A 26,423-nucleotide genomic window follows, 5' to 3' on the forward strand; every position below is an offset into this window, starting at 1 on the left:
CGGGGTCGTTGCAGCGCAGCTGATCCAGGACAGATCAAAAGGCCACGATCCGCCGAGGGAAGTCGACGATCCGTGGCCCGCTACGGCGTAAGAATCTCATGCTTGTCACTTCCGCTCAAGGCTTGTCCCGGATTTGTTGCGGCCGGGACTCGAATTCACACGCGCGTCACCTGATGGCCGGACGACGGGACATGGCGCACACTGGACCGATGAGCGACGACGAGCAGTGGTACTACTGCGTTTCCGACGGTTCGGTGCGACAGGGCAAGGACGCGCGCGGGCTCGATCGGATGGGACCGTATCCGGACCGGGCGACCGCGGAACGGGCGCTGGAGATCGCGGCCGAACGGAACAAGGCCGCGGACAAGGCCGATCACGACTGGGATGACTGACGGCCGAACCGCCGGCTGAACGGTGGTGTCTCGCGCGGACCGTTGCCTGTCGAAGGCGTATCGGCACGGGGCACTAGGCTCGGTTCGTGACCATGCGAATCTCCGCCCGCGGCATCGACTTCGAAGCGGTCAGGGAAGCCTTCTCCCTGCCGGGTGACTTCCCCACCGCGGCGTCCGCCGAGGCCGAGTCGGCGCGGGACCGGTTCGCCTCCGACCGGGTCGACCACACCGACCTGCCGCTGGTCACGATCGACCCGCCGGGGTCGATGGATCTCGACCAGGCACTGCATCTGGAGCGGACCGCGGCCGGGTTCGTCCTGCACTACGCGATCGCGGACGTCGCCGCGGTGGTCGAGCCGAACGGTCACCTCGACCACGAGACCCGGCGCCGCGGGCAGACCTACTACCTTCCCGACGGTTCGTTGCCGCTGCACCCGCGGGTGCTGTCGGAGGACGCTGCGAGCCTGCTTCCCGACCGGGTGCGGCCGGCGGCGCTGTGGCGCATCGAACTCGACGATCGCGCGGAGCCGGTGACGTTCGGGGTGAGCCGGGCGTTGGTCCGGTCGGTGGCACGTTTCGACTATGCGGGGGTACAGGCGGATTCGGCTACCGGGTCGCTGCATCCCTCGATCGCGGCGCTGCCGGAATTCGGCAAGCTGCGGCTGGCGTCAGCGGTGGACCGCGGGGCGATCGAGCTGAAGCTTCCGGAGCAGACGGTGGTGTCCGACGGCGACGGCGGCTGGCGGCTGGACATCGAGCCGCGCACCGAGGTCGACGACTGGAACGCCGAGGCGTCCTTGCTGACCGGGATGTGCGCGGCGCGACTGATGCTGGACGCGGGGGTCGGGCTGCTGCGGACGCTGCCGCCCGCCCCGGCCGACGCGGTGCTCGCGTTGCGCCGCTCGGCGCGGGCACTCGGAGTGGACTGGCCGGCGGCGATGCCGGTCGGCGAGATGCTCGCCGGTCTGGAGGCGAACGCACCCGACACGCTGGCGATGATGAGCGACGCGACGGCTCTGCTGCGCGGCGCCGACTACGCGGCGTTCGACGGCGAGGTCCCGGAGCTGACGGTGCACGCCGGAATCGGTGCCCCGTACGCGCACGTCACCGCCCCGCTGCGGCGCCTCTCGGACCGGTTCAGTACCGAGATCTGCCTCGCGGTCACCGCGGGAGACGAAGTGCCGCAGTGGGTTCGGCGGGTGCTGCCCCTGCTGCCGGAGTTGATGCGCGGATCGGACCAACTGGCGGGCAGGGTGGAACGCGCCTGTCTGGATCTGACGGAGGCCAACGTGCTCGCCGGCCGCGAGGGGGAGCGGTTCGACGCGGTCGTGCTGCGGGGCGCCGACGGCAAACGGGACGCCGAGGTGTTCGTCGAGGATCCTGCGGTGATCGCCCGGTGCGCAGGCAATCCCCCGGAGGGTGAGCGGGTGTCGGTGCGGCTGGATCAGGCGGACACCGAGGAGCGGACGGTCCGCTTCGCCTACGACGCCTGAGCGTCCGCACTCACAGGTCCCGGCGGCGATCCTTGATCGCAGCCACTTCCGCCCGCGCGCCCTGCGCCGACCGGTCGGCGCGCGCCGTCTCCTCGGCGGCGACCACCCCGTAGGTGAAGGTGTCCTCGCCCGCCGCCCGGGCGCGGTCCGCGGCCGCAATCACCTCCGCCCGCGCGACCACCGCGTCCTGGTGTTCGCCGAGCACCGTCTGCAGTCGTTCCGCCGCCACCGCTATGCGTTCGGCCCGTGGGCGGGACGCGGTGAACGCCTCCGCCGCGTAGCGCAGGGCCTTCGCTCGTTTGCGGGTGGTGTGCAGGGCATCCGGCGGGCCCGGCACCTCGTCCCGATCGCGCAGTCCGGCCTTCCGGCTCGCCTTCATGACCCGTCGGTGAGCCCGGCGCAGCTCGGCGCGTGGGCGACCGGTGCTCGCGGGGTCGGCGCACAGGGCGTCCAGGGCAGCGACGAGGTCGCGGTGTCTCGGTCCGGCCAGCGCCGCCACGGCGTCGGCATGGGCGGCGGCATACCCCGCGCGGTGCGCGTCGACCAGCCGGTACCGCACCGGGCCGCGCAGCACGTCCGGCGGCAGGGCGTCGAGGACCGTCGCGAAGTGGTCGGCAACCACCTCGGCGTCGCGTGCGCGGCCGAGTACCGATCCGAGCCACCGCAATTCGTCCCGCACCGGATCGGCGGCGTCCGCCGGGAAGATCGACCCGTACGTTCCGATCACACTCCGCAGCCGCCGCGCCGCCACCCGCATCCGGTGCACGGCGTCCGGCTCGTCCGCCCGCACCGCGTCGGTCAGCCCGGTGAGCCGGTCCCGCTGCTCACGGACGTACTCCAGCACCGCCGCGCGGTCCGCTTGCCTGTGCTTGCCCACAGCACAGGTCTACCGCACCTGCGCGGGCGCCGCATGCCCCCGCGGTGCGTGTCACCGGTTCCGGAACGAGTCCGTCGCCTCGACCAGGTGATGGGTGATGCCGGGTTCGCCGGCGGCATGGCCGGCGTCGTCGACGATGTGCAGTTGCGCGGACGGCCAGGCCCGGTGCAGCGCCCACGCCGTCGTCACCGGGCACACCACGTCGTAGCGGCCCTGCACGATCACCGCGGGGATGTGGGTGATCGCGTCCACGCCGTCGAGCAGCTGGTTCTCGGCGAGGAATCCGTCGTTGACGAAGTAGTGGTTCTCGATCCGCGCGAACGCCAACGCGAACCGCTCCTCCGAATTCCGCTCCACGTGATCGGTCTTCGGCACCAACTCGCTGGTCGCGCCCTCCCAGGTCGACCACGCGACCGCGGCGGCCGCCGCGACGTCCGGGTCCGGGTCGTGCAGCAGCCGGTGATACGCCTGCACCAGGTCGCCGTCGCGTTCGGCTTCCGGTACCGGGGCGAGGAACTCCTCCCACCGGTCCGGATAGATCGCGCTCGCGCCGCCGTTGTAGTACCAGTCGATCTCGCTGCGGCGCAGCAGGAAGATGCCGCGCAGCACCAACTCGGTGACCCGGTCCGGGTGGGCCTGCGCGTACGCCAGTGCCAGCGTCGACCCCCACGAGCCGCCGAACACCTGCCAGCTTTCGACCCCGAGGTGCTCGCGCAGCTTCTCGATGTCGGCGATCAGGTGGGCGGTGGTGTTGACCGACAGGTCGGCGCCGTCCGCGACATGCGGGGTGGACCCACCACACCCGCGCTGGTCGAACAGCACGATGCGGTAGGCGGCCGGGTCGAAGAACCGCCGATGGTCGGGGGTGGTGCCGCCGCCGGGGCCGCCGTGCAGGAACACCACCGGCTTACCGTCCGGATTGCCGCTCTGCTCCCAGCGGATGCGCTGCCCGTCCCCGACGTCGAGCATCCCGGTCAGGTGCGGTTCGATCGGCGGGTACGGACCGCGCAACGTCTGGGCGGCACCGCCGCCGCGCATCGCCCGGGCGGCATCGCCACCGTGCTCCATCAGAAGCCGATCAGGCCGGAGGCGAGGTCGGGGATCTCGAGCGCGGACATCGCGCCCTCCCGCACGTCCGGGCACTGTGCGGAGGTGATCACGTCGACCCGGGCCTTGTGTGCGACCAGGTCGATCATGTTGATGCCGTTCTGCGCTGCCCAGGTGCCCACGACGGTGTTCAGACCGCCCTTGCCGATCGTCGGGGTGTAGGTGCGCCAGTTCTGCAGCTGGGCGGCCATGTCCGAGCACAGCTTCTCGGCCTGCGTGGTCGTGACCCCGCCGGAATCACCCGGGATCACCGTGCCCGGCGCCGCGGCGGCGCCGGTGCCCGGAGCCGGAGCGGCGGAGGTCGGGCCGGGGGCCGGTGTCGTCTCGGTCGCGCACCCCGCGGTCAGGCCGAGGATGGCGGCGGCACCGGCGACGGCGAAAGCGTAACGGCGGAAGGACATGTGGTGACCCCAGTCTGTCGAAGAGGAACCCGTCGAGCAGTCAACGGACGCGGACGGCGCCCGGTTCCCCGGGTGGCGGCCACACCGTAGTGTGCCACCGCCCGGAGAGCCCGGGACCGGGCCGCGCCGACCGGGGGAGGCCGTGTCGGTCAGAAGCTGTGTTCGGCGGCGGGGAACGTGCCGGCCCGCACCTCGTCGGCGTACGCGGCGGCCGCGCCGCGCAGCGTCTCACCGACCGTGGCGAACTTCTTCACGAACTTCGCGGTCTTGCCGCTGGTGTAGCCGGCCATGTCCTGCCAGACCAGCACCTGGGCGTCACATTCGACGCCGGCACCGATGCCGACCGTCGGGATGGTCAGCTTGCGGGTGACCTGCCCGGCGAGCTCGGCGGGCACCATCTCCATCACCACGGAGAACGCGCCCGCCTCCTGGACCGCGATCGCGTCGGCGACGAGCTGCTCGGCACCGTCGCCGCGGCCCTGCACCCGGAACCCGCCGAGGCTGTTCACGGACTGCGGGGTGAAGCCGATGTGCGCCTGGACCGGGATGCCGGCGGAGGTCAGTGCCGCGATCTGCGGGGCCACGCGCTCGCCACCCTCGAGCTTCACGGCGTGCGCCTGTCCCTCCTTCATGAAGCGGAAGGCGGTCTCGAGCGCCTGCTGCGGCGACGCCTCGTAGCTGCCGAACGGCAGGTCGGCGATCACCAGGGCGTGCGGGGCGCCGCGGACCACGCCGCGGACCAGGGGGAGCATCTCGTCGACGGTGACCGGGACCGTGGTGTCGTAGCCATAGACGACGTTTGCGGCGGAATCGCCGACCAGCAGAACCGGGATGCCGGCCTCGTCGAAGATTCGGGCCGTGGAGTAGTCGTAGGCGGTCAGTTCCGCCCAGCGCTGTCCCTCGGCCTTCATCGCCTGCAGGTGGTGGGTGCGGATCTTGGTGCGCTTGGCCGGTTGGGCCGGTGCGCCGCCGTACACGGGAGCGTTCTCGGACGCAGAGTTCGCGGACGCAGGATTCTCGGACATCAGTGTCCCTTTCGTGCCTCGAGGCCCAGTGCGGGTCCCCGGGTTGTGGGTGATGACAAGCACAGTCTGCCATCGTCGGACCCCGCCGCGACCGTGCGGTTCGTCACACCGACGTTCGGCAGGTCCTGGACCCGCCGAACGGCGAGGAACTGGGCGTTCGCTGGTGCGTGGCACCATCGAGGCCATGCGTATGAGGACTCCCGCGGCGCTGGTCGCGGGTATTGCGGTGGCCGCACTCGTCGCCGGCTGCGCCGGGGGCGGGACCGAGACCGGGACGCCGACTCCTGTCGAGTCGGCGGCTCCGACGTCGGGCGCGGGCGTGGTCCCGGTCGGGCTCGAGCGGTTCTACACCCAGGACGTGCACTGGGAGTCCTGCACCGACTACGAGACGGACGGTCCGCTCGCGAGCGGCCTCGAGTGCGCCCGTGTCACGGTGCCGGTGGACTACGACAACCCGACCGGCGACACCGCGCAGGTCGCGATCTCGCGTAGCGCCGCAACCGGGGACCGGATCGGCTCGCTGCTGGTCAACCCGGGCGGGCCCGGGGCGTCGGGACTGTCGATGGCGACCGCAGCGGACGGCACCGACCTCGCCGAGCGGTTCGACGTGATCGGGTTCGACCCGCGCGGGATCGGGGCGTCCACCCCACAGATCCGCTGCCTGACCGACGCCGAGTTCGACGCCGACCGCGCCGATCCGCGGGTGGACATGAGTCCCGAGGGGATTGCGCACTCCGAGTCGGTGAACGCCGACTACGCCGCCAAGTGCGCGCAGCGCACCGGAACCGAGTTCCTCGCCCACGTCGGTACCCGTGAGGTGGTCCGCGACATGGACGTCATCCGGTCGGTGCTCGGCGACGAACAGTTGAACTTCCTGGGCTACTCGTACGGCACCCGGTTGGGTTCGACCTACGCGGAGACCTTCCCCGGCAACGTGCGGGCCATGGTGCTCGACGGTGCGGTCGACCCGCAGCAGGATCCGGTCGAGGAAACGGTGTTGCAGGCGGCCGGGTTCCAGCGGGCGTTCGAGGACTTCGCCGCCGACTGCGCGACGAAGGCGAACTGCCCGCTCGGCTCGGACCCGGGACAGGCGGTGCCGCGGTTCCGGGCGCTGGTGGACCCGCTGATCACCCGGCCGGCCGAGACGACGGACCCGCGCGGGCTGGGGTATCAGGACGCGATCACCGGTGTGCAGCAGGCGCTGTACTCGCCGCAGTTGTGGGGTGCGCTGCGCAGCGGCCTGTCCGCGCTGGAACAGGGGCGCGGGGACTCGCTGCTGCTACTCGCCGATCAGTACCAGGGCCGCAGTGACGGTGGCAGCTACAGCAACATCAACGACGCGTTCAACGCGGTCCGCTGCGTCGACGATCCCGCGGTCACCGACCGCGCGGTGGCGGCGGCCGGTGACGACGCCTACCGGCGGGCGGCGCCGTTCCTCGACGACGGTCGCGGCACCGGGAACGCCCCCCTCGACGCGTGTGCCTTCTGGCCGGTGCCGTCGACCTCCACGCCGCACGCCGTCGACGCGGCGGGACTGCCGCAGGTCGTGGTCGTGTCCACCACGGAGGACCCGGCGACGCCCTACCAGGCGGGTGTGGACCTGGCCAAGCAGCTCGGCGCGGCGCTGATCACCTACCGCGGCACCCAGCACACGGTGGCGTTGAACGGGGTCTCCTGTGTGGACGATCCGGTGGTCGCGTACCTGATCGACCTGGCCGCTCCCGGCGCCGACCTCACGTGTTCGTAACCACTCCTGCGATGTAACACAGATTTAACGCGCGATGCCTACTCTCGCGTGCATGGATCGCCAAAAGGAATTCGTGCTCCGCACTCTCGAAGAGCGCGACATTCGTTTCGTCCGACTGTGGTTCACCGACGTGCTCGGCTACCTCAAGTCCGTGGCGATCGCCCCGGCCGAGCTCGAGGGTGCCTTCAGTGAGGGCATCGGCTTCGACGGTTCGGCCATCGAGGGCTTCTCCCGCGTCTCGGAGGCCGACACCGTCGCCAAGCCGGACCCGTCGACGTTCCAGGTGCTGCCGTGGGAACACAAGGACGGGCGGCAGCACTCGGCCCGGATGTTCTGCGACATCGCGATGCCGGACGGGACGCCCTCGTGGGCGGATCCGCGGCACGTGCTGCGCAGGCAGCTGAGCAAGGCCGGCGACCTCGGGTTCAGCTGCTACGTCCACCCGGAGATCGAGTTCTTCCTGCTCGAGAACGGTCCGATGGACGGCACCCGGCCCGTCCCCGCCGACAGCGGCGGCTACTTCGACCAGGCCGTGCACGACTCGGCGCCGAACTTCCGCAGGCACGCCATCGACGCGCTCGAGCAGATGGGCATCTCCGTCGAGTTCAGCCACCACGAGACCGCGCCGGGTCAGCAGGAGATCGACCTGCGCTACGCGGACGCGCTGTCGATGGCGGACAACGTGATGACCTTCCGCTACGTCGTCAAGGAGGTCGCGCGGAACGAGGGCGTGCGCGCCAGCTTCATGCCGAAGCCGTTCGCCGAGCACGCGGGCTCCGCGATGCACACGCACATGAGCCTGTTCGAGGGCGAGAACAACGCCTTCCACAACCCCGACGACCCGAACCAGCTGTCGGAGACCGGCAAGGCGTTCATCGCCGGCATTCTCGAGCACGCCAACGAGATCAGCGCCGTCACCAACCAGTGGGTGAACTCCTACAAGCGGCTCGTGCACGGCGGCGAGGCGCCGACCGCCGCGTCGTGGGGGCCGTCGAACCGGTCCGCGCTGGTGCGGGTGCCGATGTACACGCCGAACAAGGCGTCGTCGCGGCGTGTCGAGATCCGCAGCCCCGACTCCGCCTGCAACCCGTACCTGACGTTCGCGGTGCTGCTCGCGGCCGGTCTGCGCGGCATCGAGAAGGGCTACGAGCTGCCGCCGGAGGCCGAGGACGACGTGTGGTCGCTGACCGCGGCCGAGCGCCGTGCGATGGGCTACAAGGAACTGCCCGGCAGCCTCGGGGAAGCTCTCGCGGAGATGGAGCGTTCGGAACTCGTCGCGGAGACACTGGGCGAGCACGTGTTCGACTTCTTCCTGCGCAACAAGCGGCGGGAGTGGGAGGACTACCGCAGCCAGGTGACGCCGTTCGAGCTGCAGAGCTACCTGGGGCTGTAATCCGACGATGGTCAAGCCACCCACGGCCCGGTCCACGATCCCCGGCGTCGGTCGACTCGGTCTCGTCGAGGCCACCGCGCCCGGCGAACTGGCGGCACTGGACTGGGTGAACACCGACAGCGTCGAACTGCTGTGGTCGCTCTCGCGTGCGGCGAACGCGGACCTGGCGCTGCGCACCCTGGTCCGGATGCGCGAGGGCCTCGGTGAGGGCTGGGCCGAACTCGACGCCGCCCTGCGCGCCGACACCGGCCTGCGGGGCCGGCTGTTCGGGGTGATCGGCGCGTCGAGTGCGCTCGGCGACCATCTGGCCTCGGACCCCGAGAAGTGGCGGCTGCTGCGCGGGGACGTGTTGCTGCCGACCCACAAGGAACTGACCGACGAACTGCTAGCCGCGGTCCAGGCCGTCCCCGACGCGTCCGCGTCCGAGACCAACCTGGTGTATCGCGCCGGAATCACCGGACCGGACGCCGTCCTTGCGCTCCGCAGGACGTATCGCGACCAGCTGATGGTGCTCGCGGCGATGGACCTGGCGGCGGTCGTCGAGAACGAGCCGGTGCTGCCGTACCAGGCGGTCGGGCGCCAGCTGTCGGACATGGCGGACGCCGCCCTCACCGCGGCCCTTGCGGTCGCCGTCGCGACCATCTTCCCGGACGGCCCGTGCCCGTCCCGGCTCGCGGTCATTGCGATGGGCAAGTGCGGTGCGCGCGAACTGAACTACGTCAGCGACGTCGATGTCGTGTTCGTCGCCGAGCCGGCCGACTCCACGACCAGCCGGCTGGCCGGAGAGCTGATGCGGATCGGCACCTCCGCGTTCTTCGAGGTCGACGCCGCGCTGCGCCCGGAGGGCAAACGCGGTGAGCTGGTCCGCACCCTGGACTCGCACATCGCCTACTACAAGCGCTGGGCCAAGACGTGGGAGTTCCAGGCGCTGCTCAAGGCTCGCCCGGCCACCGGTGACCTCGAGCTCGGCCAGCGCTACTTCGACGCGCTGAACCCGATGGTGTGGACTGCCGCCGAACGTGAGGACTTCGTCCCCGAGGTGCAGGCGATGCGCCGGCGGGTGGAGGAGATGGTCCCGCCCGAGCTGCGCGAGCGGGAGATCAAGCTCGGCCGCGGCAGCCTGCGCGACGTCGAGTTCGCGGTGCAGCTGCTGCAGTTGGTGCACGGCCGGGCGGACGAGTCGCTGCGGGTGCAGAGCACCATCGACGCGCTGACCGCCCTCGCCGGCGGCGGCTACATCGGCCGTGACGACGCCGCCAACCTCACCGCCTCCTACGAGTTCCTGCGGCTGATCGAGCACCGGCTGCAGCTGCAGAAGCTCAAGCGCACGCACACCCTGCCGCCGGCCGAGGACGAAGAGGCGTTGCGCTGGCTGGCGCGGGCGGCGCACATGCGTCCCGACGGACGTCTCGACTCGCTCGGAGTGCTGAACGCGGAGGTCAAGCGCAACGCGCACCGCATCCGGCGCCTGCACGTCAAGCTGTTCTACCGCCCGCTGCTCGAATCCGTTGCGCGCCTGGACAAGGAGGCGCTGGTGCTCAGCCCGGATGCCGCCGTCCGTCAGCTCGCCGCACTCGGATACGTGGCGCCGGAGAACGCCCTCGGACACCTCAAGGCGCTCACCTCCGGCGCGTCGCGCAAGGGCCGGATCCAGGCCCTGCTGCTGCCGACGCTCCTCGAATGGCTCAGCGACACACCGGATCCCGATGCCGGGCTGCTCGCGTACCGGCGGTTGTCGGACGCGATGGTCGACGCCGACTGGTATCTGCGGGTGCTGCGTGACGAGGGCGCGGTCGCACAGCGGCTGATGATCGTGCTCGGCTCGTCGGCCTACATCCCGGACCTGTTGATCAAGGCGCCGGACGTGCTGCGGCTCTTCGCCGACGGCCCGACGGGGCCCCGGCTGCTCGACGCCGCGCCCGAAGAGGTGGCGCGCGGGATCCTCGCTTCGTCCGCGCGGTACGACGATCCGGTCCGCGCGGTCAATGCGGCCCGGTCGTTGCGCCGGCACGAACTGGCCCGGGTGGCGTCCGCGGACGTGCTCGGCATGCTCGACGTCCAGCAGGTGTGCCACGCGCTGTCGTCGGTGTGGGTTGCGGTGCTCGGTGCCGCACTCGACGCGGTGATCCGCGCGAGCGAGGCGGAGCTGGGGGAGCCGGCGCCCGCGTCGCTCGCGGTGATCGGCATGGGCCGGCTCGGCGGCGGCGAACTGGGTTACGGCTCGGACGCCGACGTGCTCTTCGTCTGCGAGCCGCGGATCGGCATCGACGAGACGCGGGCCGTCAAGTGGGCGAACCTGGTCGCCGACCGGGTCCGCCAACTGCTCGGGGCCCCGAGCACCGATCCGCCGCTCGAGGTCGACACCGGTCTGCGTCCGGAAGGCCGGAACGGTCCGGTCGTGCGCACGCTCGCGTCGTACCAGGCGTACTACCGGCAGTGGGCGCAGGCATGGGAGATCCAGGCGCTGCTCCGGGCGCACGCGGTCACAGGCGACGAGGACCTGGGGCTGCGGTTCCTGCACATGATCGACGAGTTCCGCTACCCGGAGGGCGGCGTCTCGGAGACCGCGGTGCGCGAGATCCGGCGGATCAAGGCCCGGGTCGACTCCGAACGGCTGCCGCGCGGCGCCGACCCGGCGACGCACACCAAGCTCGGGCGCGGCGGGCTCGCCGACATCGAGTGGACGGTGCAGCTGATCCAGCTCCGCCACGCGCACGAGGTTTCCTCGTTGCACAACACCTCGACCCTCGAGACCCTCGACGCGATCGGGGCGGCGGAACTGCTCGCCGAGACCGATGTCGAGTTGCTGCGCGAGTCGTGGCTGACCGCCACGCAGGCCCGCAACGCGCTGGTGCTGGTACGTGGAAAGCCCACCGATCAGCTGCCCGGGCCCGGGCGTGTGCTCTCCGCGGTCGCGCAGGTCGCCGGTTTCGACGGCGGTGACGCCAACGAGTTCCTCGACAACTATCTGCGGGTGACCCGGCGGGCGAAAGCCGTGGTGGAACGGGTTTTCGGGGCCTGACATTCCGCGTTGTCGACGGCGTACGACGCTACGCGGCGACTCCGTGTTTTCCGCTTTACGGGTATACGCATAGGTATTTCCACGGTCGTCCGACTTTCGGGCCCCCTGGATTCTTCGTTGGCAGAGCCGGCACCGTGTCGGCGGGAGAATCCCGGAGGACCAGCGAAGATGTCGAAGCACCGCATGCCAAGCACCCGGCGAACCTCACGATCCGTTCGTGGCCTGGTTGTGGCCGCCGCGATCGCCGGTGGGGTGCTGGCGCTGCCGGCCGTCCCGGCCGCCGCACAGCCGATCACGATCCCCGGAGTGGGAACCGTCGAGATCCCCGGCCCCGGTTCGGCGCCCCTCCCGGCGCCGATGGCGACCAACGGTCAGCGTGCGCTCGACGCCGCGCTGTCCAAGCTGGGATCCCCCTACGTGTGGGGCGCGACCGGCCCGAATGCCTTCGACTGCTCGGGCCTGGTGCAGTGGGCGTACCGGCAGGCCGGCGTCTCCGTGCCGCGCACCACGTACGACCAGGTGAACGGCGGCAGCCCGGTCGGGCGCGGAAACCTGCAGCCCGGTGACGTGGTGCTGTTCAACGGCGCCGAGCACGTCGGCCTGTACGCCGGCGGCGGCATGGTCGTGCACGCCCCGACCACCGGTCAGCCGGTGAAGAAGGCGCCGCTGGACTCGATGCCGTTCTACGCCGCTCGCCGGTACTGAGGCGGCTGCGCCGCTCGTGCGCGGTTTGCGGGTCCCCACACCCGCAAACCGCGCACGAGCGCGTAGCGCTACTCGCCGGCGAAGAGGCGGATGCGCTGCTCGCGGCTGCGCTCGAGGTGGGTGCGCATGTGCTCGCGGGCGGCGCGCTCGTCGCGGGCGCGCAGCGCGTCGAGGATCAGGTCGTGCTCGGAATTGAGCAGATCCGGCTCGCCGTAGTTCGACGGCGGGCCGCTGTCGTAGATCCGCAGTTGGGTGGTCAGGCGGACGAGCAGCGTCATGATCGTCGTGTTGTGCGCGGCCTGCCACAGCGCCTCGTGGAAGCGGAAGTTGCCGGTGCGGACCGCTGCGTCGTCGTCGGCGTCGCAGCACGACCGGTGCAGCCGTTCGAGCCGGGCCATGTCGAGGTCGGTGTGCCGGATCGCGGCGGCTCCCGCGGCCTCGGATTCGAGAGCGACGCGGGCGGCGTAGATCTCGATCACGTCCTCGGGTGTGCCGGACCGGACCCGGAACCCGCGCGCCGCTCGTTCCAGGAGCCCGTCGTGGGCGAGCCAGTTCAGTGCTTCGCGGATGGGGGTGCGCGAGGCGCCGTACGTCTCGCTGAGCTGCGTCTCGTGCAGCGGCGCGCCCTGCGGGAACTTGCCGTCGAGGATGTCCGCGCGCAGCCGTAGGTACTGCTTCGAGGTCTGATCCGACCGGCCCGCCGCACCGGTGAGCATCAGGGTGCCCAGGTCGTCGTCCTCGCGCGTCATCGTGTCCTCCCTCGTTTTCGGTCGCGGTCCGCGGCCGCCGCGATGATTATGCCAGGGAAGACATTCGAATACTTGCGTATACGCTTGTCCTCATTTAGGTTCGGTTCGTTCGAACTTTCAGGAAGGCGTGAGCGTGCACAACCCACCGTTGATCGGGGTCGACGAGCTGTCCGACGCGATCGGTCGCGGCGACACTCCCGTCGTCCTGGACGTCACCGTCCTCCTCGCCCCCCCGCGCTTCGACGGCGACTACCGGCCGGAGTCCGGCGGAGCGCTCTGGCGTGATGCCCACGTTCCCGGCTCGCGGCACGTCGATCTCCTCAGCGCGTTCTCGGACACCGCCAATACCCTGCACTTCAGTCGGCCCCCGGTCCGACAGCTCGCGGACGAGCTTGCGGCACTGGGTATCTCGGCGGGTATCGATGTCGTGGTCTACGACCAGGGCTCGATGACCTGGGCCTCGCGGGTGTGGTGGCTGCTGCGCAGTGTCGGTGTCGAGGCACGCGTCCTCGATGGGGGTCTGGCCCGGTGGACGGAACTCGGCCTGCCGGTCGAGACCGGCGACGCGGCGCCGTCGACCGCGGTCGCCACCGATCCCGGGCTGCACTACCGGCCGCTCTGGGTGGACCGTGCCGACGTGTCCGCGATCGTAGAGGGCGACGCGCCCGGCACCCTGGTGTGCGCGCTGGCCCCCGCGCAATTCTCGGGTGCCGAGCAGACCCGGTACAGCCGGCGCGGGCACCTCCCCGGCAGCCGCAACCTGTCCGCGAAGAGCCTGCTCGACGACGATGGACTCGTTCGCGGCGTCGACGAGGTGCGGGCGCTCGCCGAGGACGCCCTCGCAGGCGCCGAGCGGCCGGTCGTCCTCTACTGCGGTGGCGGCGTGTCGGCGTGCCTGACCGCGCTCGGTCTCGTCCTCGCCGGCCACGACGACCTGCAGGTGTACGACGGGTCGATCGAAGAGTGGTCCGCTGACCCGGCACTGCCGATGGTCACGACCGCAGGTGGTGACGAATGAAGCGATGTCACCGGCGCCGATAGTCCCGAACCCTCGAAACCCTCTCTGCCACAGGAATTCTCCATGACCACTGCCCTGACCTCCGACGACCTCGGTCGCGCCCTCGACGCCCTCCGCGCCGGGGTCCCGCTCGTCCACTCCCTGACCAACGTCGTGTCGGCGAACTTCCTGACCAACGTGCTGCTCGCGGCCGGCGCCAGCAACGCGCACATCGACAACGCCCACGAGGCCGGTGACTTCGCGCGGATCGCGGGAGGTGTGCTGGTCAACCTCGGCACCCCCGACGACGGCACCGCAGCGGCATTCACCGCGGCCGCGGAGGCCGCGCACGACGCGGGCACCCCCTGGGTGCTCGACCCCGTCGGCGTCGGCGGCCTCGCGTGGCGCAGCGGCCTCGCCGTGGACCTGCTGAAGTACCGGCCCACCGCGATCCGGGGCAACGCGTCCGAGATCATCGCGCTGGCCGGGCTCGGCGGCGACACCCGCGGCGTGGACAGCTCCGACGACCCGGCCGCCGCCGTGCCCGCGGCCCTCGCCCTGCTCGACCACGCCGAGGTTGTCTCGGCCTCCGGACCCGTCGACCACCTGGTGGGACGGGCCGCCGACGGCAGTGTCGTCGGGGTCCGGATCGGCGGCGGCAGCGCGATGCTGCCGCGCGTCACCTCCACCGGCTGCTCGCTCGGCGGTCTCGTCGCCGCGTACCTCGCGGTGGCACCGACCCCGCTGATCGGGCTCGCCGCCGCGCACGCGCACGTCGCGGTCGCGTCGGAGATCGCCGAGGCGAACTCGTCCGGCCCGGGATCGTTCGCCGTCGCCTACCTCGACGCGCTGTACACCGTCGACGCCACGACGCTCGCCGATCGCGCCCGGGTCGAGACCTTCGACGCGACCGAGAAGGCCGGGAACCTGTGAGCATCAAGACCTTCTGGTACCTGACCCAGGCCGACGGCGACTTCCCGTGGAGCCCGGGCGGGCTGTACCCCGTCGACGGGCAGCGGCAGATCGAACTCGCCAAGACCATCGACGAGGGCGGCTTCGACGGTGCCCTCGTGGCGACCTGGTCGAACGATCCGTTCCTGTCGGCGACGTGGGCGGCCTCGCACACCTCGCGGATGAAGTTCCTGGTCGCGGTGTACGCCAACATGACTCCCGCCCGGCTGCTCGCCGAGAAGGCCCTGACCTTCGACGCGTTCAGCGGTGGCCGGCTGATGATCAACTCCGTCAACGGCCGCGACAACATCCTCACCAAGTACGACATGAACGTCGAGCACGACCGGCGGTACGAACTGGGGGAGCAGTACTGGGCCGACTTCCGGCGCTACTACCGCGAGGGCACCGAGTCCAACTTCCCGAACACCCCGCTGCGCGTCGACTCGGCCGAGGGGCACACGGTTCCGCTGTGGGGCACCGGTGATTCGCCTGCGGGACTGGCGAACTCGGGCAAGGTCCTCGACGCCTACCTGGCGATGCTGCGGGAGACGGCGTTCATCGAGGAGAAGTTCGCCGGTGCGCGGGCGGCGGCCGCAGCGGCCGGTCGCGAGTTCAGCGACTTCGGTGCGCTGTCCGGCGTGATCGTGCGCCCCACCCGGGACGAGGCCATGGACCGCTTCCGGTCGCTGTTCGAGAAGGCCGGCATCGACCAGATCACCGACGTCCTCGACAAGGCGGTCCGCAGGCGGACCGGCGGCGCGCAGGATCTCAAGACGTTCACCGCCCGCGACGCCCAGCGGCAGGGCTGGGTGAACACCATCGTCTCCGGGAAGATCCCGGAACCGGAGGACCTGTACCTCGGTGACGGCCTGTACGCCGGCATCACCGCCTGGTCCCCGCTGGACATCTTCGCGACCGGCTCGTCCGCCGTCTACTACGTGGGCGATCCCGACGAGATCACGGGGCACGTGCGGACCCTGCGCGACCGCACCGGCCTGACGTCGCTCATCCTCGCCGGCTGGCCGCTGATCGACGAGGCGAAGCAGGTCGCCGAGCACCTGATCCCGCGCTTCCGCGCGCTGTAGGCGGCTCCGTCACTGTGCACGACGTGCCTAGGGAATGGTGACGAAGCCCTTGTCTGCCAGCCAGTTCCGGGCGACGTCGGCGGGCTCGCGGCCGTCGACGTCGACCTGGCGGTTGAGTTCGCTGATCTCCTCGTTGGTCAGCGCCGCGGAGATCGGGGCCATCACCTCGGCGATCTCGGGGTGCTCGCGGGCGAACTCCTCCCGCATCGTGATCGCCGGGTTGTACTTCGGGAAGAACGACCGGTCGTCCTCGAGCAGAACCAGATCGAGGGCGACGATCCGGCCGTCCGTGGTGAACACCTCGCCGAACTTGCACTGCGTGCCGTCCGCGGTCGCCTGGTAGATGATGCCGGTCTGCAGCAGGCGCTTGTCCGCCTTGGTGGGATCGAACCCGTACGCGGCGGCCATGCCCGGGTAGCCGTCCTGCCGCACGTTGAACTCGGTCTCCACGCACGTGGTCGCGGCCGCCGGGTCGCGTTCCACCAGCGCCGCGTAGTCCGAGAGGGTGCGCACCCCGGTCGCGTCCGCGGTGGCCCGGTTGGTGGCCAGGGCATAGGTGTTGTTCATCGGTGCGGGATCGGTCCACACCATGCCGTTGCGTTCGAGGTCCTCGTCCCGGACCGCCTCGAACTGCGCGGTCGGGTCGGGGATCGGCTGCTCGTGACCGAGATAGTTGATCCAGCCGGTGCCGGTGTACTCGTAGGTGACGTCGATCTGCCCGGCGAGCTGCGCGTCCCGGGTGCTGTTCGACCCCTGGATGTTCGTCAGGTCGCGCACGTCCGCCCCGGCTGCGGACAGGGCGAACTCGATGATGTAGCCGAGGATGATCTGCTCGGTGAAGTCCTTGGATCCCACGGTCACCGGGACGCTCTCGAGTTCCTCGACCGGGGTGATGCTGCCCGGCCCGACCTCCAGTGGCACGGCGCCGCCGGACTCGAGACCGCACGCCGACAGGGTGGCCACCACCGCGGCCACCGCGACCATCGCGCGCAGGGTTCTCATGACAGGGCAGCTTTCATGTCAACGCAACCCCTTCGGGCCGAGGTACACCTCGGCGAGCGCACCGAGCCAATCGACGAACAGTGCCAGCGCGACGGCGAGCACCGCGCCGACCACCAGGGTGACGTTGTCGCGCAACTTGTAGCCGGTGTCGATGAGGATCCCGAGCCCCCCGGCGCTGACCAGGAAGCACAGTGTCGCGGTGCCGACCGCGAGCACCAGCGACGTCCGCAGTCCGGCGAGGATGTAGGGCACCGCCATCGGGAACTCCACCCGGCGCAGCACCGTCACCGCGGACATGCCCTGGCCGCGGCCCGCGTCGATCAGCGCGGGGTCGACCTCCTGGTAGCCGAGGATCGTGTTGCGCAGCACCGGAAGCAGCGAGTAGAAGGCGATCGGCAGCACCCCGATCCAGAACCCGGTGGTGCGGGTGGCGAGGTAGAACAGCACCAGTAGACCGATCGCGGGCGCCGCAGCCCCGACGTTCGCGATGCCGACGAAGAAGGGCGCCACCCGGTTCCAGCCGGGACGGGTGAGCAGGGTGCCCAACGGCACCGCGAGCACCAGCACGATCGCGACGACCGCGACCGTGATCAGCACGTGCTCCCACGTCAGGTTCGCGATGTTCGAGATGCTGATGCTGGCCTGCTGGGTGGCGGTGAGCTCCCGGTTGAACGCCCAGAACAGCACTCCCGCAACCAGTATCAGCACCAGCACCGGCTGGACCAGCAGCCGGGCCCGTTCCGATCGGCCCTCGGCGACGGTGCTCACGGCGTCGCCTCCTCCGCGGGGACCGCCTGCGCCCCGGGGACGGCAGGCCGGGATCCGCCGTGCCGGCCCGTCGGCTCGATCCAGCTGGCGTTCGTGTGCTCGTCGTCGTGGTCGCCCGCGTGCTCCTCGCGCAGTTCGCGCAGGGCCGCGACGAGGATGTCGATGGTGATCAGGCCCGCGTACTCGCCCCGCCGGCCGGTGACGACCGTCGACGCGCTCGACTCCGCCAGCAGCGCCTCGAGCGCGTCCTGCAGCGTCGACTGCACCGAGACGAGCTCGCCGACCGGATCACCCACTCCGCGGAGCGACGTCGCGTGCGCCAGATGCGGGGGCGAGACCCACCGCAGCGGCCGGTTCCGGTGGTCGAGGACCAGTCCCCACCGGCGCTTGCGGGCCAGCAGCGCGTCCCGGAACTCCTCGACGGATCCGTCCTCGTGGACGGTGGGACAGTGCAGCAGCCGAACGTCCCGCACCCGGGTCAACGTCAACTGCTTGAGGGAGGCGTCGCCGCCGACGAATCCGGCGACCGTCTCGTCCGCCGGATTGGCCAGGATCGCCTCCGGGGTGTCGTACTGCAGGATGCGGGACTGGTTGCCCAGCACCGCGATCCGGTCACCGAGCTTGACGGCCTCGTTGAAGTCGTGGGTGACGAACACGATCGTCTTCCCGAGTTCGGACTGCAGACGCAGCAACTCGTCCTGCAGCAGGCCGCGGGTGATCGGATCGACCGCGCCGAACGGCTCGTCCATCAGCAGCACCGGGGGATCGGCGGCCAGCGCCCGGGCCACCCCGACGCGTTGCTGCTGACCGCCGGACAGTTGCCGCGGGTAGCGGTTCCGGTACGTGTCGGGGTCGAGGCCGACCAGGTCGAGCATCTCGTCGACGCGGGCCGCGATGCGCTTGCGGTCCCACCCGACCAGGCCGGGCACGGTCGCGATGTTCTTGCCGACGGTGACGTGGGGGAACAGGCCCGCCTGCTGGATGGAGTACCCGATTCCCCGCCGCAGCTTGTCCGCGTCGATGGACAGCGCGTCCCGGCCGCCGATGGTGATGGTGCCCGACGTCGGTTCGATGAGCCGGTTGATCATCCGCATCGTGGTGGTCTTGCCGCAGCCGGACGGGCCGACGAACACCACGGTCTCGCCGGCGGGGATCGTCATCGAGACACCAGCGACGGCGGGCGTGGGCGCGTTCGGGTACCGCTTGACGACCTCGTCCAGGACGATCTCGACACCGTGGGCCCCGGCGCCTGCGCCGCCGTGATTGTCGTGCTGGTCGGCGGCGCTCATCGGATTCCCTTCGACGTGGTCAGCTTGCCGATCACGACGTAGATGCCGTCGAGGATCAGCGCGAGGATGACGATGAGCACGGTGCCGGTCAGCGCCTGCGGGACGGCGTTCGGGCTGCCGACGCGGGAGAGGCCGGAGAAGATGAGGTTGCCCAGCCCAGGGCCCTTCGCGTAGGCGGCGATCGCGAGGATGCCCATCAGCATCTGGGTGCTCACGCGCATGCCGGTCAGGATCGACGGCCAGGCCAGCGGCAGTTCGATCCGGCCGAGGATTCGCAACCGGCTCATCCCGACTCCGCGAGCCGCGTCGCTGACCGCCGGGTCGACCGACGCCAGGCCGATGATGGTGTTCCGGATGATCGGCAGCAGTGCGTACAGGACCAGGGCCGTCACGGTCGGGCGCACCCCGAGCCCCATGATCGGGATCAGCAGGCCCAACAGCGCGAACGAGGGAACCGTCAGGATGGTGCTGGCCAACCCGGTCGCGACGGTGGAGCCGAATGGACTGCGGTAGACGGCGATGCCGATCCCGACGGCGAGGATCGTCGCGAGGATCACCGACTGGACGACGGCGCTGACGTGCAGGAACGAGTCGGTGACCAGTTGCTGGCGACGGACGCTGACGAATTCCCACCAGGTCTGCAGATCCACCGCGCGCTCACCTCCCACTGTTCCGTTGGTCACAGATCACCTTGCTCCCGGGAGAGTGCCCGTGCAACGTTCGGGGAATCGTGGCGTGTCCCGTTGGGGTGGATCGTCCGGAAACGGGTCGAGGCCCGTCCACCCCGGGAAGGGGCGGACGGGCCTCGGTGACCGAGCCGCGTGGTGTGACTCAGATTTCGGTGGCGACCTTCCACGCGGAGTGCATCGCACCCTCGATGTAGTCGACGGAGCCTGCGTCGCCGACCACGCGGACGTTCACACCGGACGCGCCGAGGGCATCGGCCAGCGGAGCTGCGGCCGACACCCCGGTGGCCACCACGACCAGCGACGCCGGCACGGTGAGGGTCTCGCCGCCGGCGGTGAACTCGACGGTCTTGCGGGTGATGCGCTTGACCGTCGCCTTGCGGTAGATGTTCACGCCCACCTCACGCGAGTGCTTGACGGCGGTCCAGCGCCGCGGCATCGCCATCGGCACACCGAGCTGCTGGCCCTCTTCGATCAGGGTGACGCGGCTGCCCCGCTCGGCGAGGAACTCGGCGAGCTCGAGGCCGACCAGCGAGCCGCCGATCACGACGACGTTGCGGGTCATCGGAAGGAACTTGAGGAATCGGCGGCTCAGGTCACGAATCCTGCCCGGGCTCTTGGTGATTCCGGTCAGCCCTGCCAACTTGCCCAGTGCACGGAAGAGCGCGGACTGGTCGGAGACGTCACCCGATCCGCTCATCAGTGCGCGCATCGTGTCGCCGGTCTGCACGTGCGGCAGATTGCCGCCGGGTACGTTCGGGCGTTCGCGCACCGCGCCGGTCGCGACGACGACCTCGTCCGGGTTGAGGGCACGCACCGACGCGGCGGTGGCCGTGGTGTTCAGCCGCACCTCGACGCCGAGCCGTGTCACCTCGCTCGTCAGCCAGTTCAGCAGCCGTTCGTTGTCCGGGGTGGTCAGCGTGGAGAACCACAGCGTGCCGCCGACGCGGTCGGACTTCTCCAGGATCGTGACGCGGTGGCCCCGCTCGGCGGCGACGCGCGCGGACTCGAGTCCGCCCGGGCCGGAGCCGACCACGACGACGTGCTTGCGAGCCTTGACCGCGGGGAACGGCAGCAGGGCCTCGTTGCCGAGTGCGGGGTTGACCGCGCACAGCGGCGTCTCGTCCCAGAAGTTCTCCTGCACACAGACGTAGCAGTTGATGCAGGGCCGGACCTGCTCGGCCCGCCCGGCCTTGAGCTTGCCGACCAGACCGGGGTCGGCGAGCAGTTGACGGCCCATTGCGACGAAGTCGGTCTTGCCCTCGGAGATCATCTTCTCGCTGACCTCGGGGAGCATCCGGCCGACGGTGATCACGGGAATCGACACCGCGCGCTTCACGATCGCCGCATTGTCGGTGTAATAGCCGACCTTGTTGGGCAGCGGACCGTCGGTGAAGTTCGCGAAGGCGTTCAGCGCGGTGCCGGTGACGTGGATGGCGTCCGCGCCCGCCTTCTCGAACAGGGCCGCCGCGGCGGCCGCCTCGTCGGCGGTCAGGCCGTCGGACTCGCCGTACTCCTGCCCGGCCAGGCGCACGATGATCGCCAGGCCGTCACCCACCTTCTCCTTGACCGCGCTGATCACCTCGCACGCGAGCCGGGCTCGGTTCTCCAGTGACCCGCCGTACTCGTCGGTGCGCTGGTTCGAGTAGCGGCTCAGGAATCCGCCGAGGACGTAGTTGTGGGCGCAGTGGATCTCGACCGCGTCACCACCGGCGGCCAGGACGCGGCCCGCGGCCTCGGCGAACATCCGCACCAGCCAGTCGAGGTCCTCCTGGGTGGCCTCGTGGTGGGTGGCCCGCTTGCCCTCCTGGATGGCGGCCATCTTCCCGAGTTCCTCGGGGGTGCAGTCGGCCATCGCGCTCATGTCACCGGGCGGCTTCGGAATGGACGGCACCAGCTGCGGGCGGCCGTCGAGGGTGTCGATGCGAGCCACCTTGCCGTGGTGCACCATCTGCACGCACAGCTTGCTCCCGGCGGCATGGATCGCGTCGGCGAGCGCCTTCAGGCCCGGGATGAACCGGTCCTCGGACAGGCCCGGCTCCTTACGGCTGGTGCAGCCCGCCGGGTAGGCCACCGCGGCGCAGCCGGTGATGATCAGAGCGGTACCGCCCTCGGCGCGGGCAACGAAGTGATCGATGTCGCCCTGGTGGATCTCGCCGTCCTCGCAGAGGTTCATGTCCATAGCGGGCAGAACGACGCGGTTGTCCAGCGTCATCGGACCGATGGTGCCGGGAGCGAGGAGGTGCGGAAATGTCTGGATGCCGGTGGTCACGAATCGAAGCTATTGCGGAGGGTGCCGTGGATGTGGCAACTTCTCGCTGATCGGGACCGGACACCCCGCAGCCGGTGCTCGCCGGGCAGGAGTCAGGCGAGGTTCGGCAGATGCTCCACACGACGGGCGGTGTGGAGAACGGTGCCGAAATGGCGCCGCACCCGGTGGTCCGGTCGGTCCTCGATGCGTCGGCGGATCTCGCCGTGGAGACGCTCCCGCTGCCACCCCGCCATCGCGATGTGGCTCGAGAAGGTGTCCAGAAGCGCGAGGTAGCCGTCCGCGTCGTAGCCGACCTCCCAGTCGAAATGACTCACCGTGACGCCCTCGAAGAGCCCGGTCGATTCGATCTCCGCCCGATGATCGGCGAGTTCGCCGGGGCGGGGCCAGACCGTTCCGGGCGGCATTCCTTCGCCGATCTCGTCGTAGATCGGCTGCATGTCCTGGAAGAAGGGGTCGCCCTCGTCGGGCACGACGTGCAGTGCCGTCCAGAACGCAAGATGCCCGTGTGGGCGAAGGAGCCTGGCGGCCTTGGCGTATCGCATCGCGGGGTCGATCCAGTGCCACGCCGTCGCAGCGAACACGAGGTCGAAGGACGCCGAGGGCGCCGGCTCCCAGGTTTCGAAGTCGGCGCAGACCACCTCGGCGTTCGCGAACGGCGCGAGGTTCTCCCGCGCGACCGCGGCCAGGGCTGGGCCCAGTTCCACCGACGTGACGGCGAAACCGCGTCGTGCCAGTTCGACCGTCGCCTTGCCGGTTCCGCCGCCGATCTCCAGCAGGGAATCGCCCGGAGTCACCCCGGTCGCGCGGACGAGTTCGTCGAAGAGCGCAGGCGGGTACTCGGGCCGGGCCCCGTCATAGGCCCGCGCGGCGCGGTCGAACGTGGTCCGGCGGTCGGTGCGGCGAGCGGCTGGCATGCGGTCGATCATCCCGGACAGCCGTGCGGCCCAGCGACACGAGTGGCGGGCGGCACCCCTGGGCGACCGGGTGGGCGCCCAGGGGTGCCGCCACCTTCCTAGGACGATGCCATGGAAGTTGCCCAGCGGTAGTCGGCCTTGCCGGCCGGGGTCCGCTTGACTTCATCCACGAGGACCACCGAACGCGGGATCTTGTACCCGGCGAGGGACTTTCGGCAATGTTCCTGGACTTCGTCGAGCGTGAGCTCGGACGAGTCTGGATAGGTCGCGATCACCGCTGCGACCTGCTGGCCCATACGTTCGTCAGGGATCGGCACAACGAGTGCATCCGAAATCGACGGATGCGCATGCAGCGCGGCCTCGACCTCTTCGGCGAAGACCTTTTCACCACCGGTGTTGATGCATTGCGAGCCGCGCCCGAGGAAGACGATGGTGCCGTCCGCTTCGACCCTGCCCATGTCGCCGAGCACCGACATCCGGACACCGTCAGCGCGGGTCGGGAAAGTTCGAGCTGTCTTCTCCTCGTCCTTGTAGTAGCCGAGCGGGACGTTGCCGATCCGAGCGATGTAGCCGATGTCATCGGAGCCTGCGGGGATCTGCTCGAATCGCTCGTCGACGACGATCATGTTCGGCGACGGCGGCATCCGCAGGTTGCCGGCTTCGTCGATGGTGAACGCCCCGTCGTTGCCCGACTCGGACGCGCCGAAGTTGTCGCGCAGCAGCAGGTCCGGCTTCACCGCGAGCATCCGGTCGCGGACGCTGGTCGACCAGATCGCGCCGCCGGAGGTGATCGAGAACAGCGAGCTCATGTCGACCTCGCCTTTACGGCGTTCCATCTCGTCGACGAGCGGCAGGCCCATGCCGTCGCCGACGATGAGAATCACCTGGACGCGGTCCGTCTCGATCGACTCGACGACCTTCTCCGGGTTGAAGTCCCGGCGCAGCACGACGCGCGCGCCGAGTGTGAAGAAGGTGAACAACGAGTACAGCGCGGCGCCGTGCATGAGCGGCGCCGCGATCAGGAACGCCAGGTCGGGGAACTCCTTCGCCGCGGCCGCGACCTCCGCGAGATCCTGCCGGGCGCCCTCGCCGTACGGGTTGCCGCCGGAGAGCGGCTTGCGGAAGAAATCGTCCTGACGCCACATGACGCCCTTCGGGTACCCGGTGGTACCACCGGTGTACAGCACGTACAGGTCGTCGCCGGAACGAGTCGCGAAGTCGCCGGTCGCCGGCTGGTTGCGAGTGTCGGCGAAGTCGACGAGGGCGACGCCGCGCGCTGCGGCGGCGGCCCGAAGTTCGTCGGTTGTGTCGCCGACCACGACCACGGTCCGGATCAGCGGGCAGGACTCGAGCAGACCGGCGAGGGTTACCTGATGTTCGGGAAGCTCGACGACGACGGCGGCGGAGTCGGAGTTGGTGAAGATGTACTCCAGCTCCGCGGGTGTGTACCGGTAGTTGACGTTGATCGGCACGGCGCGGAGCTTGACGAGGCCGAGGATGCTCGTGACGTGCTCAACGCTGTTCTTCAGGAACAGGGCGACGTGATCACCCGCCGAGACACCCGCCGCGGTGAGCATCGCGGCGGTCTTGTTCGCCTCCCCATCCAGCTCGGCGTAGGAGAGGTTCTCGCCCTCATAGCTCAGTGCGACACGATCGGGCACTGCGGAAGCGACCGTTTCGAAGACGTCCGCAAGGTTGAACTGCATCGGGTTTCCTTTCGCGACACCATGGCGACCGTCCCAACCTAGAACATGTTCCATCGGCGTACAGGCAAAAGGAATCACCTTGTGTTGGTGAACGGCTGTCCTTGGCTCGAGCAGTCACCCGAGGAACACCGGTGATCCACCGGTGGACGTCCACGCGCACATGTGGCCGGATGCAGACGAGTCGGCCCGCCTGGCGATCGGTTCAGTGATCGCCGGGCGGGCCGACTCGAAATCTACTGCGGACGAACCGCGGACGGAATCAGGCGCTCCAAAATGATTTGCCAGGTCAGAGCCCTGATTCCAGTGCCGACTCTTTACACGTCGTAGTAGAGCTGGAACTCGTAGGGGTGCGGCCGCAGGTTCACGGGCGCGATCTCCTGCTCACGCTTGATGGAGATCCAGGTCTCGATCAGGTCGGTGGTGAACACGCCACCCTCGGTGAGGTAGTCGTGATCCTGCTCGAGCCGGTCGATGACGGCAGACAGGCTGGTGGGGGCCTGCGGGATGTTGCGGGCCTCCTCCGGCGGGAGCTCGTAGAGGTCCTTGTCGACCGGAGCCATCGGCTCGATCTTGTTCTTGATGCCGTCCAGGCCGGCCATCATCTGCGCGGCGAAGTTCAGGTACGGGTTGCCCGAGGAGTCCGGCGCGCGGAACTCGAGGCGCTTGGCCTTCGGGTTGTTGCCCGTGATCGGGATGCGGACGGCCGCGGAGCGGTTGCGCTGGCTGTAGACCAGGTTGATCGGGGCCTCGTAGCCCGGAACCAGGCGGTGGTACGAGTTGATCGTCGGGTTGGTGAACGCGAGCAGCGACGGCGCGTGGTGCAGGATGCCGCCGATGTACCAGCGGGCCAGGTCGGACAGACCCGCGTAGCCGGCCTCGTCGTGGAACAGCGGCTTGCCGTCCTTCCACAGCGACTGGTGGACGTGCATGCCCGAGCCGTTGTCACCGAAGAGCGGCTTCGGCATGAAGGTGGCGGACTTGCCGTGCTGCCAGCAGGTGTTCTTGACGATGTACTTGAACAGCTGCAGGTCGTCGGCCGCGGCGAGGAGGGTGTTGAACTTGTAGTTGATCTCCTGCTGGCCGCCGGTGCCGACCTCGTGGTGGCCGCGCTCGAGCTCGAAGCCCGCGTTGGTCAGGTTGGTGGAGATCTCGTCACGCAGGTCGACGTAGTGGTCGTACGGGGCGACGGGGAAGTAGCCACCCTTCGCGCGGACCTTGTAGCCGAGGTTCGGGCTGCCGTCGGCGTTGCGCTCGTTGCCGGTGTTCCAGGCGCCGGAGACGGCGTCGAGCTTGTAGAACGCGCCGTTCATGTTCGACTCGTAGGAGACGTTGTCGAAGATGTAGAACTCGGCCTCGGCACCGAAGAAGGCGGTGTCGGCGATGCCGGTCGACTTCAGGTACTCCTCGGCCTTCCGGGCGACGTTGCGGGGGTCGCGGCTGTAGGACTCACGGGTGAACGGGTCGTGGACGAAGAAGTTGATGTTCAGCGTCTTGGCGGCACGGAACGGGTCGATCTGCGCGGTCGAGACGTCGGGCAGCAGCATCATGTCCGACTCGTGGATGGACTGGAAGCCGCGGACGGACGAGCCGTCGAACGCGAGGCCGTCCTCGAAGACATCCTTGTTGAACGCCGAAGCCGGGATCGAGAAGTGCTGCTGGACGCCGGGCAGGTCGCTGAATCGGATGTCGACGTACTCGACCTGCTCGTCGGCGATGTACTTGATGACCTCTTCGGCCGTGCTGAACGCCACGCTTGTGCTCCTTCAGTTGGGTCCCAGCCAGTGTTGATTGCGGCGGGTTCGTCGAGGCGACGGTATGGACTCGGTGTTGCCCAACAATCAA

At 69.7% G+C, this 26,423-nt stretch carries 22 protein-coding genes; 9 read left to right on the forward strand and 13 right to left on the reverse strand.

Features of this window, described 5'->3' with window-relative positions; genetic code table 11:
* The first annotated feature begins 209 nt into the window (after positions 1-209).
* Positions 210-392, forward strand: a complete 183-nt coding sequence (locus ACWDU4_RS05345; RefSeq protein WP_450112810.1) for a hypothetical protein — start codon at positions 210-212, stop codon at positions 390-392.
* Positions 393-484: 92 nt separating this feature from the next.
* Positions 485-1,885, forward strand: coding sequence for an RNB domain-containing ribonuclease (locus ACWDU4_RS05350; RefSeq protein WP_450112863.1), 1,401 nt, complete (start codon positions 485-487; stop codon positions 1,883-1,885).
* Positions 1,886-1,895: 10 nt separating this feature from the next.
* Here ACWDU4_RS05350 and ACWDU4_RS05355 read toward each other — a convergent pair whose 3' ends face one another.
* From ACWDU4_RS05355 to panB, 4 genes are all read right to left on the reverse strand, one after another.
* A complete protein-coding gene (locus ACWDU4_RS05355) occupies positions 1,896-2,762 on the reverse strand; it encodes a CHAD domain-containing protein (RefSeq protein WP_450112811.1) in 867 nt (288 codons plus the stop codon).
* Between the two features lie 51 nt (positions 2,763-2,813).
* Entirely contained in the window at positions 2,814-3,830 is a 1,017-nt protein-coding gene (gene pip / locus ACWDU4_RS05360; RefSeq protein WP_450112812.1) for a prolyl aminopeptidase, read from the reverse strand.
* The gene (locus ACWDU4_RS05365) at positions 3,830-4,270 is read right to left on the reverse strand and encodes a hypothetical protein (protein WP_450112813.1); all 441 of its coding nucleotides are present in this window, start codon (positions 4,268-4,270) and stop codon (positions 3,830-3,832) included. Before ACWDU4_RS05365 ends, pip begins: the two co-directional genes overlap by 1 nt.
* 149 nt (positions 4,271-4,419) lie before the next feature.
* Positions 4,420-5,295 (reverse strand): 3-methyl-2-oxobutanoate hydroxymethyltransferase, encoded by an 876-nt coding sequence (panB, locus tag ACWDU4_RS05370; RefSeq protein WP_450112814.1) that lies wholly within the window; start codon positions 5,293-5,295, stop codon positions 4,420-4,422.
* A 184-nt stretch (positions 5,296-5,479) separates the two neighbouring features.
* Here panB and ACWDU4_RS05375 point away from each other — a divergent pair, with 184 nt between their 5' ends.
* From ACWDU4_RS05375 to ACWDU4_RS05390, 4 genes are all read left to right on the forward strand, one after another.
* Positions 5,480-7,042 (forward strand): alpha/beta hydrolase, encoded by a 1,563-nt coding sequence (locus tag ACWDU4_RS05375; RefSeq protein WP_450112815.1) that lies wholly within the window; start codon positions 5,480-5,482, stop codon positions 7,040-7,042.
* A 52-nt stretch (positions 7,043-7,094) separates the two neighbouring features.
* Complete coding sequence (gene glnA, locus ACWDU4_RS05380) at positions 7,095-8,435, forward strand: type I glutamate--ammonia ligase (protein ID WP_450112816.1); 1,341 nt, start codon at positions 7,095-7,097, stop codon at positions 8,433-8,435.
* A 7-nt stretch (positions 8,436-8,442) separates the two neighbouring features.
* The gene (locus ACWDU4_RS05385) at positions 8,443-11,457 is read left to right on the forward strand and encodes a bifunctional [glutamine synthetase] adenylyltransferase/[glutamine synthetase]-adenylyl-L-tyrosine phosphorylase (protein WP_450112817.1); all 3,015 of its coding nucleotides are present in this window, start codon (positions 8,443-8,445) and stop codon (positions 11,455-11,457) included.
* A 168-nt stretch (positions 11,458-11,625) separates the two neighbouring features.
* Positions 11,626-12,162: a C40 family peptidase gene (locus ACWDU4_RS05390; protein ID WP_450112818.1), complete on the forward strand. Its 537-nt coding sequence runs from the start codon at positions 11,626-11,628 to the stop codon at positions 12,160-12,162.
* A 68-nt stretch (positions 12,163-12,230) separates the two neighbouring features.
* On the opposite strand, the gene ACWDU4_RS05395 is transcribed toward ACWDU4_RS05390, so the two are convergent.
* Entirely contained in the window at positions 12,231-12,911 is a 681-nt protein-coding gene (locus ACWDU4_RS05395) for a GntR family transcriptional regulator (RefSeq protein ID WP_450112819.1), read from the reverse strand.
* Between the two features lie 127 nt (positions 12,912-13,038).
* Here ACWDU4_RS05395 and ACWDU4_RS05400 point away from each other — a divergent pair, with 127 nt between their 5' ends.
* From ACWDU4_RS05400 to ACWDU4_RS05410, 3 genes are all read left to right on the forward strand, one after another.
* Positions 13,039-13,929, forward strand: a complete 891-nt coding sequence (locus ACWDU4_RS05400) for a sulfurtransferase (RefSeq protein WP_450112820.1) — start codon at positions 13,039-13,041, stop codon at positions 13,927-13,929.
* A 63-nt stretch (positions 13,930-13,992) separates the two neighbouring features.
* Positions 13,993-14,841 carry a hydroxyethylthiazole kinase gene (gene thiM, locus ACWDU4_RS05405; protein ID WP_450112821.1) on the forward strand — a complete coding sequence of 283 codons (849 nt, stop codon included), beginning with the start codon at positions 13,993-13,995 and terminating at the stop codon, positions 14,839-14,841.
* The gene (locus ACWDU4_RS05410; RefSeq protein WP_450112822.1) at positions 14,838-15,944 is read left to right on the forward strand and encodes an LLM class flavin-dependent oxidoreductase; all 1,107 of its coding nucleotides are present in this window, start codon (positions 14,838-14,840) and stop codon (positions 15,942-15,944) included. Before thiM ends, ACWDU4_RS05410 begins: the two co-directional genes overlap by 4 nt.
* Before the next feature lie 27 nt (positions 15,945-15,971).
* On the opposite strand, the gene ACWDU4_RS05415 is transcribed toward ACWDU4_RS05410, so the two are convergent.
* The 8 genes from ACWDU4_RS05415 to glnA (ACWDU4_RS05450) all read right to left on the reverse strand — a co-directional run bounded on the left by ACWDU4_RS05415 (position 15,972) and on the right by glnA (ACWDU4_RS05450) (position 26,332).
* The gene (locus ACWDU4_RS05415) at positions 15,972-16,946 is read right to left on the reverse strand and encodes a glycine betaine ABC transporter substrate-binding protein (protein ID WP_450112823.1); all 975 of its coding nucleotides are present in this window, start codon (positions 16,944-16,946) and stop codon (positions 15,972-15,974) included.
* Positions 16,947-16,964: 18 nt separating this feature from the next.
* Positions 16,965-17,714: an ABC transporter permease gene (locus ACWDU4_RS05420; RefSeq protein WP_450112824.1), complete on the reverse strand. Its 750-nt coding sequence runs from the start codon at positions 17,712-17,714 to the stop codon at positions 16,965-16,967.
* On the reverse strand, positions 17,711-19,003 hold the full coding sequence (locus tag ACWDU4_RS05425; RefSeq protein ID WP_450112825.1) for an ATP-binding cassette domain-containing protein: 1,293 nt from the start codon (positions 19,001-19,003) through the stop codon (positions 17,711-17,713). The genes ACWDU4_RS05420 and ACWDU4_RS05425 overlap by 4 nt, the downstream gene beginning before the upstream one ends.
* Entirely contained in the window at positions 19,000-19,653 is a 654-nt protein-coding gene (locus ACWDU4_RS05430; protein WP_450112864.1) for an ABC transporter permease, read from the reverse strand. Before ACWDU4_RS05430 ends, ACWDU4_RS05425 begins: the two co-directional genes overlap by 4 nt.
* 181 nt (positions 19,654-19,834) lie before the next feature.
* Complete coding sequence (locus ACWDU4_RS05435; RefSeq protein WP_450112826.1) at positions 19,835-21,961, reverse strand: oxidoreductase; 2,127 nt, start codon at positions 21,959-21,961, stop codon at positions 19,835-19,837.
* 92 nt (positions 21,962-22,053) lie between these two features.
* Positions 22,054-22,875, reverse strand: coding sequence for a class I SAM-dependent methyltransferase (locus tag ACWDU4_RS05440; protein ID WP_450112827.1), 822 nt, complete (start codon positions 22,873-22,875; stop codon positions 22,054-22,056).
* Between the two features lie 98 nt (positions 22,876-22,973).
* Positions 22,974-24,581, reverse strand: coding sequence for an AMP-binding protein (locus tag ACWDU4_RS05445; RefSeq protein ID WP_450112828.1), 1,608 nt, complete (start codon positions 24,579-24,581; stop codon positions 22,974-22,976).
* Positions 24,582-24,895: 314 nt separating this feature from the next.
* Entirely contained in the window at positions 24,896-26,332 is a 1,437-nt protein-coding gene (glnA, locus tag ACWDU4_RS05450; RefSeq protein ID WP_450112829.1) for a type I glutamate--ammonia ligase, read from the reverse strand.
* Between the last annotated feature and the right edge of the window lie 91 nt (positions 26,333-26,423).

This window comes from Rhodococcus sp. NPDC003348 (assembly GCF_053589375.1).

Bases quoted from the DNA above. Each gene is read 5' to 3' on its own strand.
- ACWDU4_RS05440 (WP_450112827.1), bottom strand. From the start codon at position 22,875: ATGCCAGCCGCTCGCCGCACCGACCGCCGGACCACGTTCGACCGCGCC.
- ACWDU4_RS05415 (WP_450112823.1), bottom strand. From the start codon at position 16,946: ATGAGAACCCTGCGCGCGATGGTCGCGGTGGCCGCGGTGGTGGCCACC.
- glnA (WP_450112816.1), top strand. From the start codon at position 7,095: ATGGATCGCCAAAAGGAATTCGTGCTCCGCACTCTCGAAGAGCGCGAC.
- ACWDU4_RS05350 (WP_450112863.1), top strand. From the start codon at position 485: ATGCGAATCTCCGCCCGCGGCATCGACTTCGAAGCGGTCAGGGAAGCC.
- ACWDU4_RS05365 (WP_450112813.1), bottom strand. From the start codon at position 4,270: ATGTCCTTCCGCCGTTACGCTTTCGCCGTCGCCGGTGCCGCCGCCATC.
- ACWDU4_RS05445 (WP_450112828.1), bottom strand. From the start codon at position 24,581: ATGCAGTTCAACCTTGCGGACGTCTTCGAAACGGTCGCTTCCGCAGTG.
- ACWDU4_RS05390 (WP_450112818.1), top strand. From the start codon at position 11,626: ATGTCGAAGCACCGCATGCCAAGCACCCGGCGAACCTCACGATCCGTT.
- ACWDU4_RS05395 (WP_450112819.1), bottom strand. From the start codon at position 12,911: ATGACGCGCGAGGACGACGACCTGGGCACCCTGATGCTCACCGGTGCG.
- ACWDU4_RS05385 (WP_450112817.1), top strand. From the start codon at position 8,443: ATGGTCAAGCCACCCACGGCCCGGTCCACGATCCCCGGCGTCGGTCGA.
- ACWDU4_RS05345 (WP_450112810.1), top strand. From the start codon at position 210: ATGAGCGACGACGAGCAGTGGTACTACTGCGTTTCCGACGGTTCGGTG.
- thiM (WP_450112821.1), top strand. From the start codon at position 13,993: ATGACCACTGCCCTGACCTCCGACGACCTCGGTCGCGCCCTCGACGCC.
- pip (WP_450112812.1), bottom strand. From the start codon at position 3,830: ATGGAGCACGGTGGCGATGCCGCCCGGGCGATGCGCGGCGGCGGTGCC.
- ACWDU4_RS05425 (WP_450112825.1), bottom strand. From the start codon at position 19,003: ATGAGCGCCGCCGACCAGCACGACAATCACGGCGGCGCAGGCGCCGGG.
- panB (WP_450112814.1), bottom strand. From the start codon at position 5,295: ATGTCCGAGAATCCTGCGTCCGCGAACTCTGCGTCCGAGAACGCTCCC.
- ACWDU4_RS05375 (WP_450112815.1), top strand. From the start codon at position 5,480: ATGCGTATGAGGACTCCCGCGGCGCTGGTCGCGGGTATTGCGGTGGCC.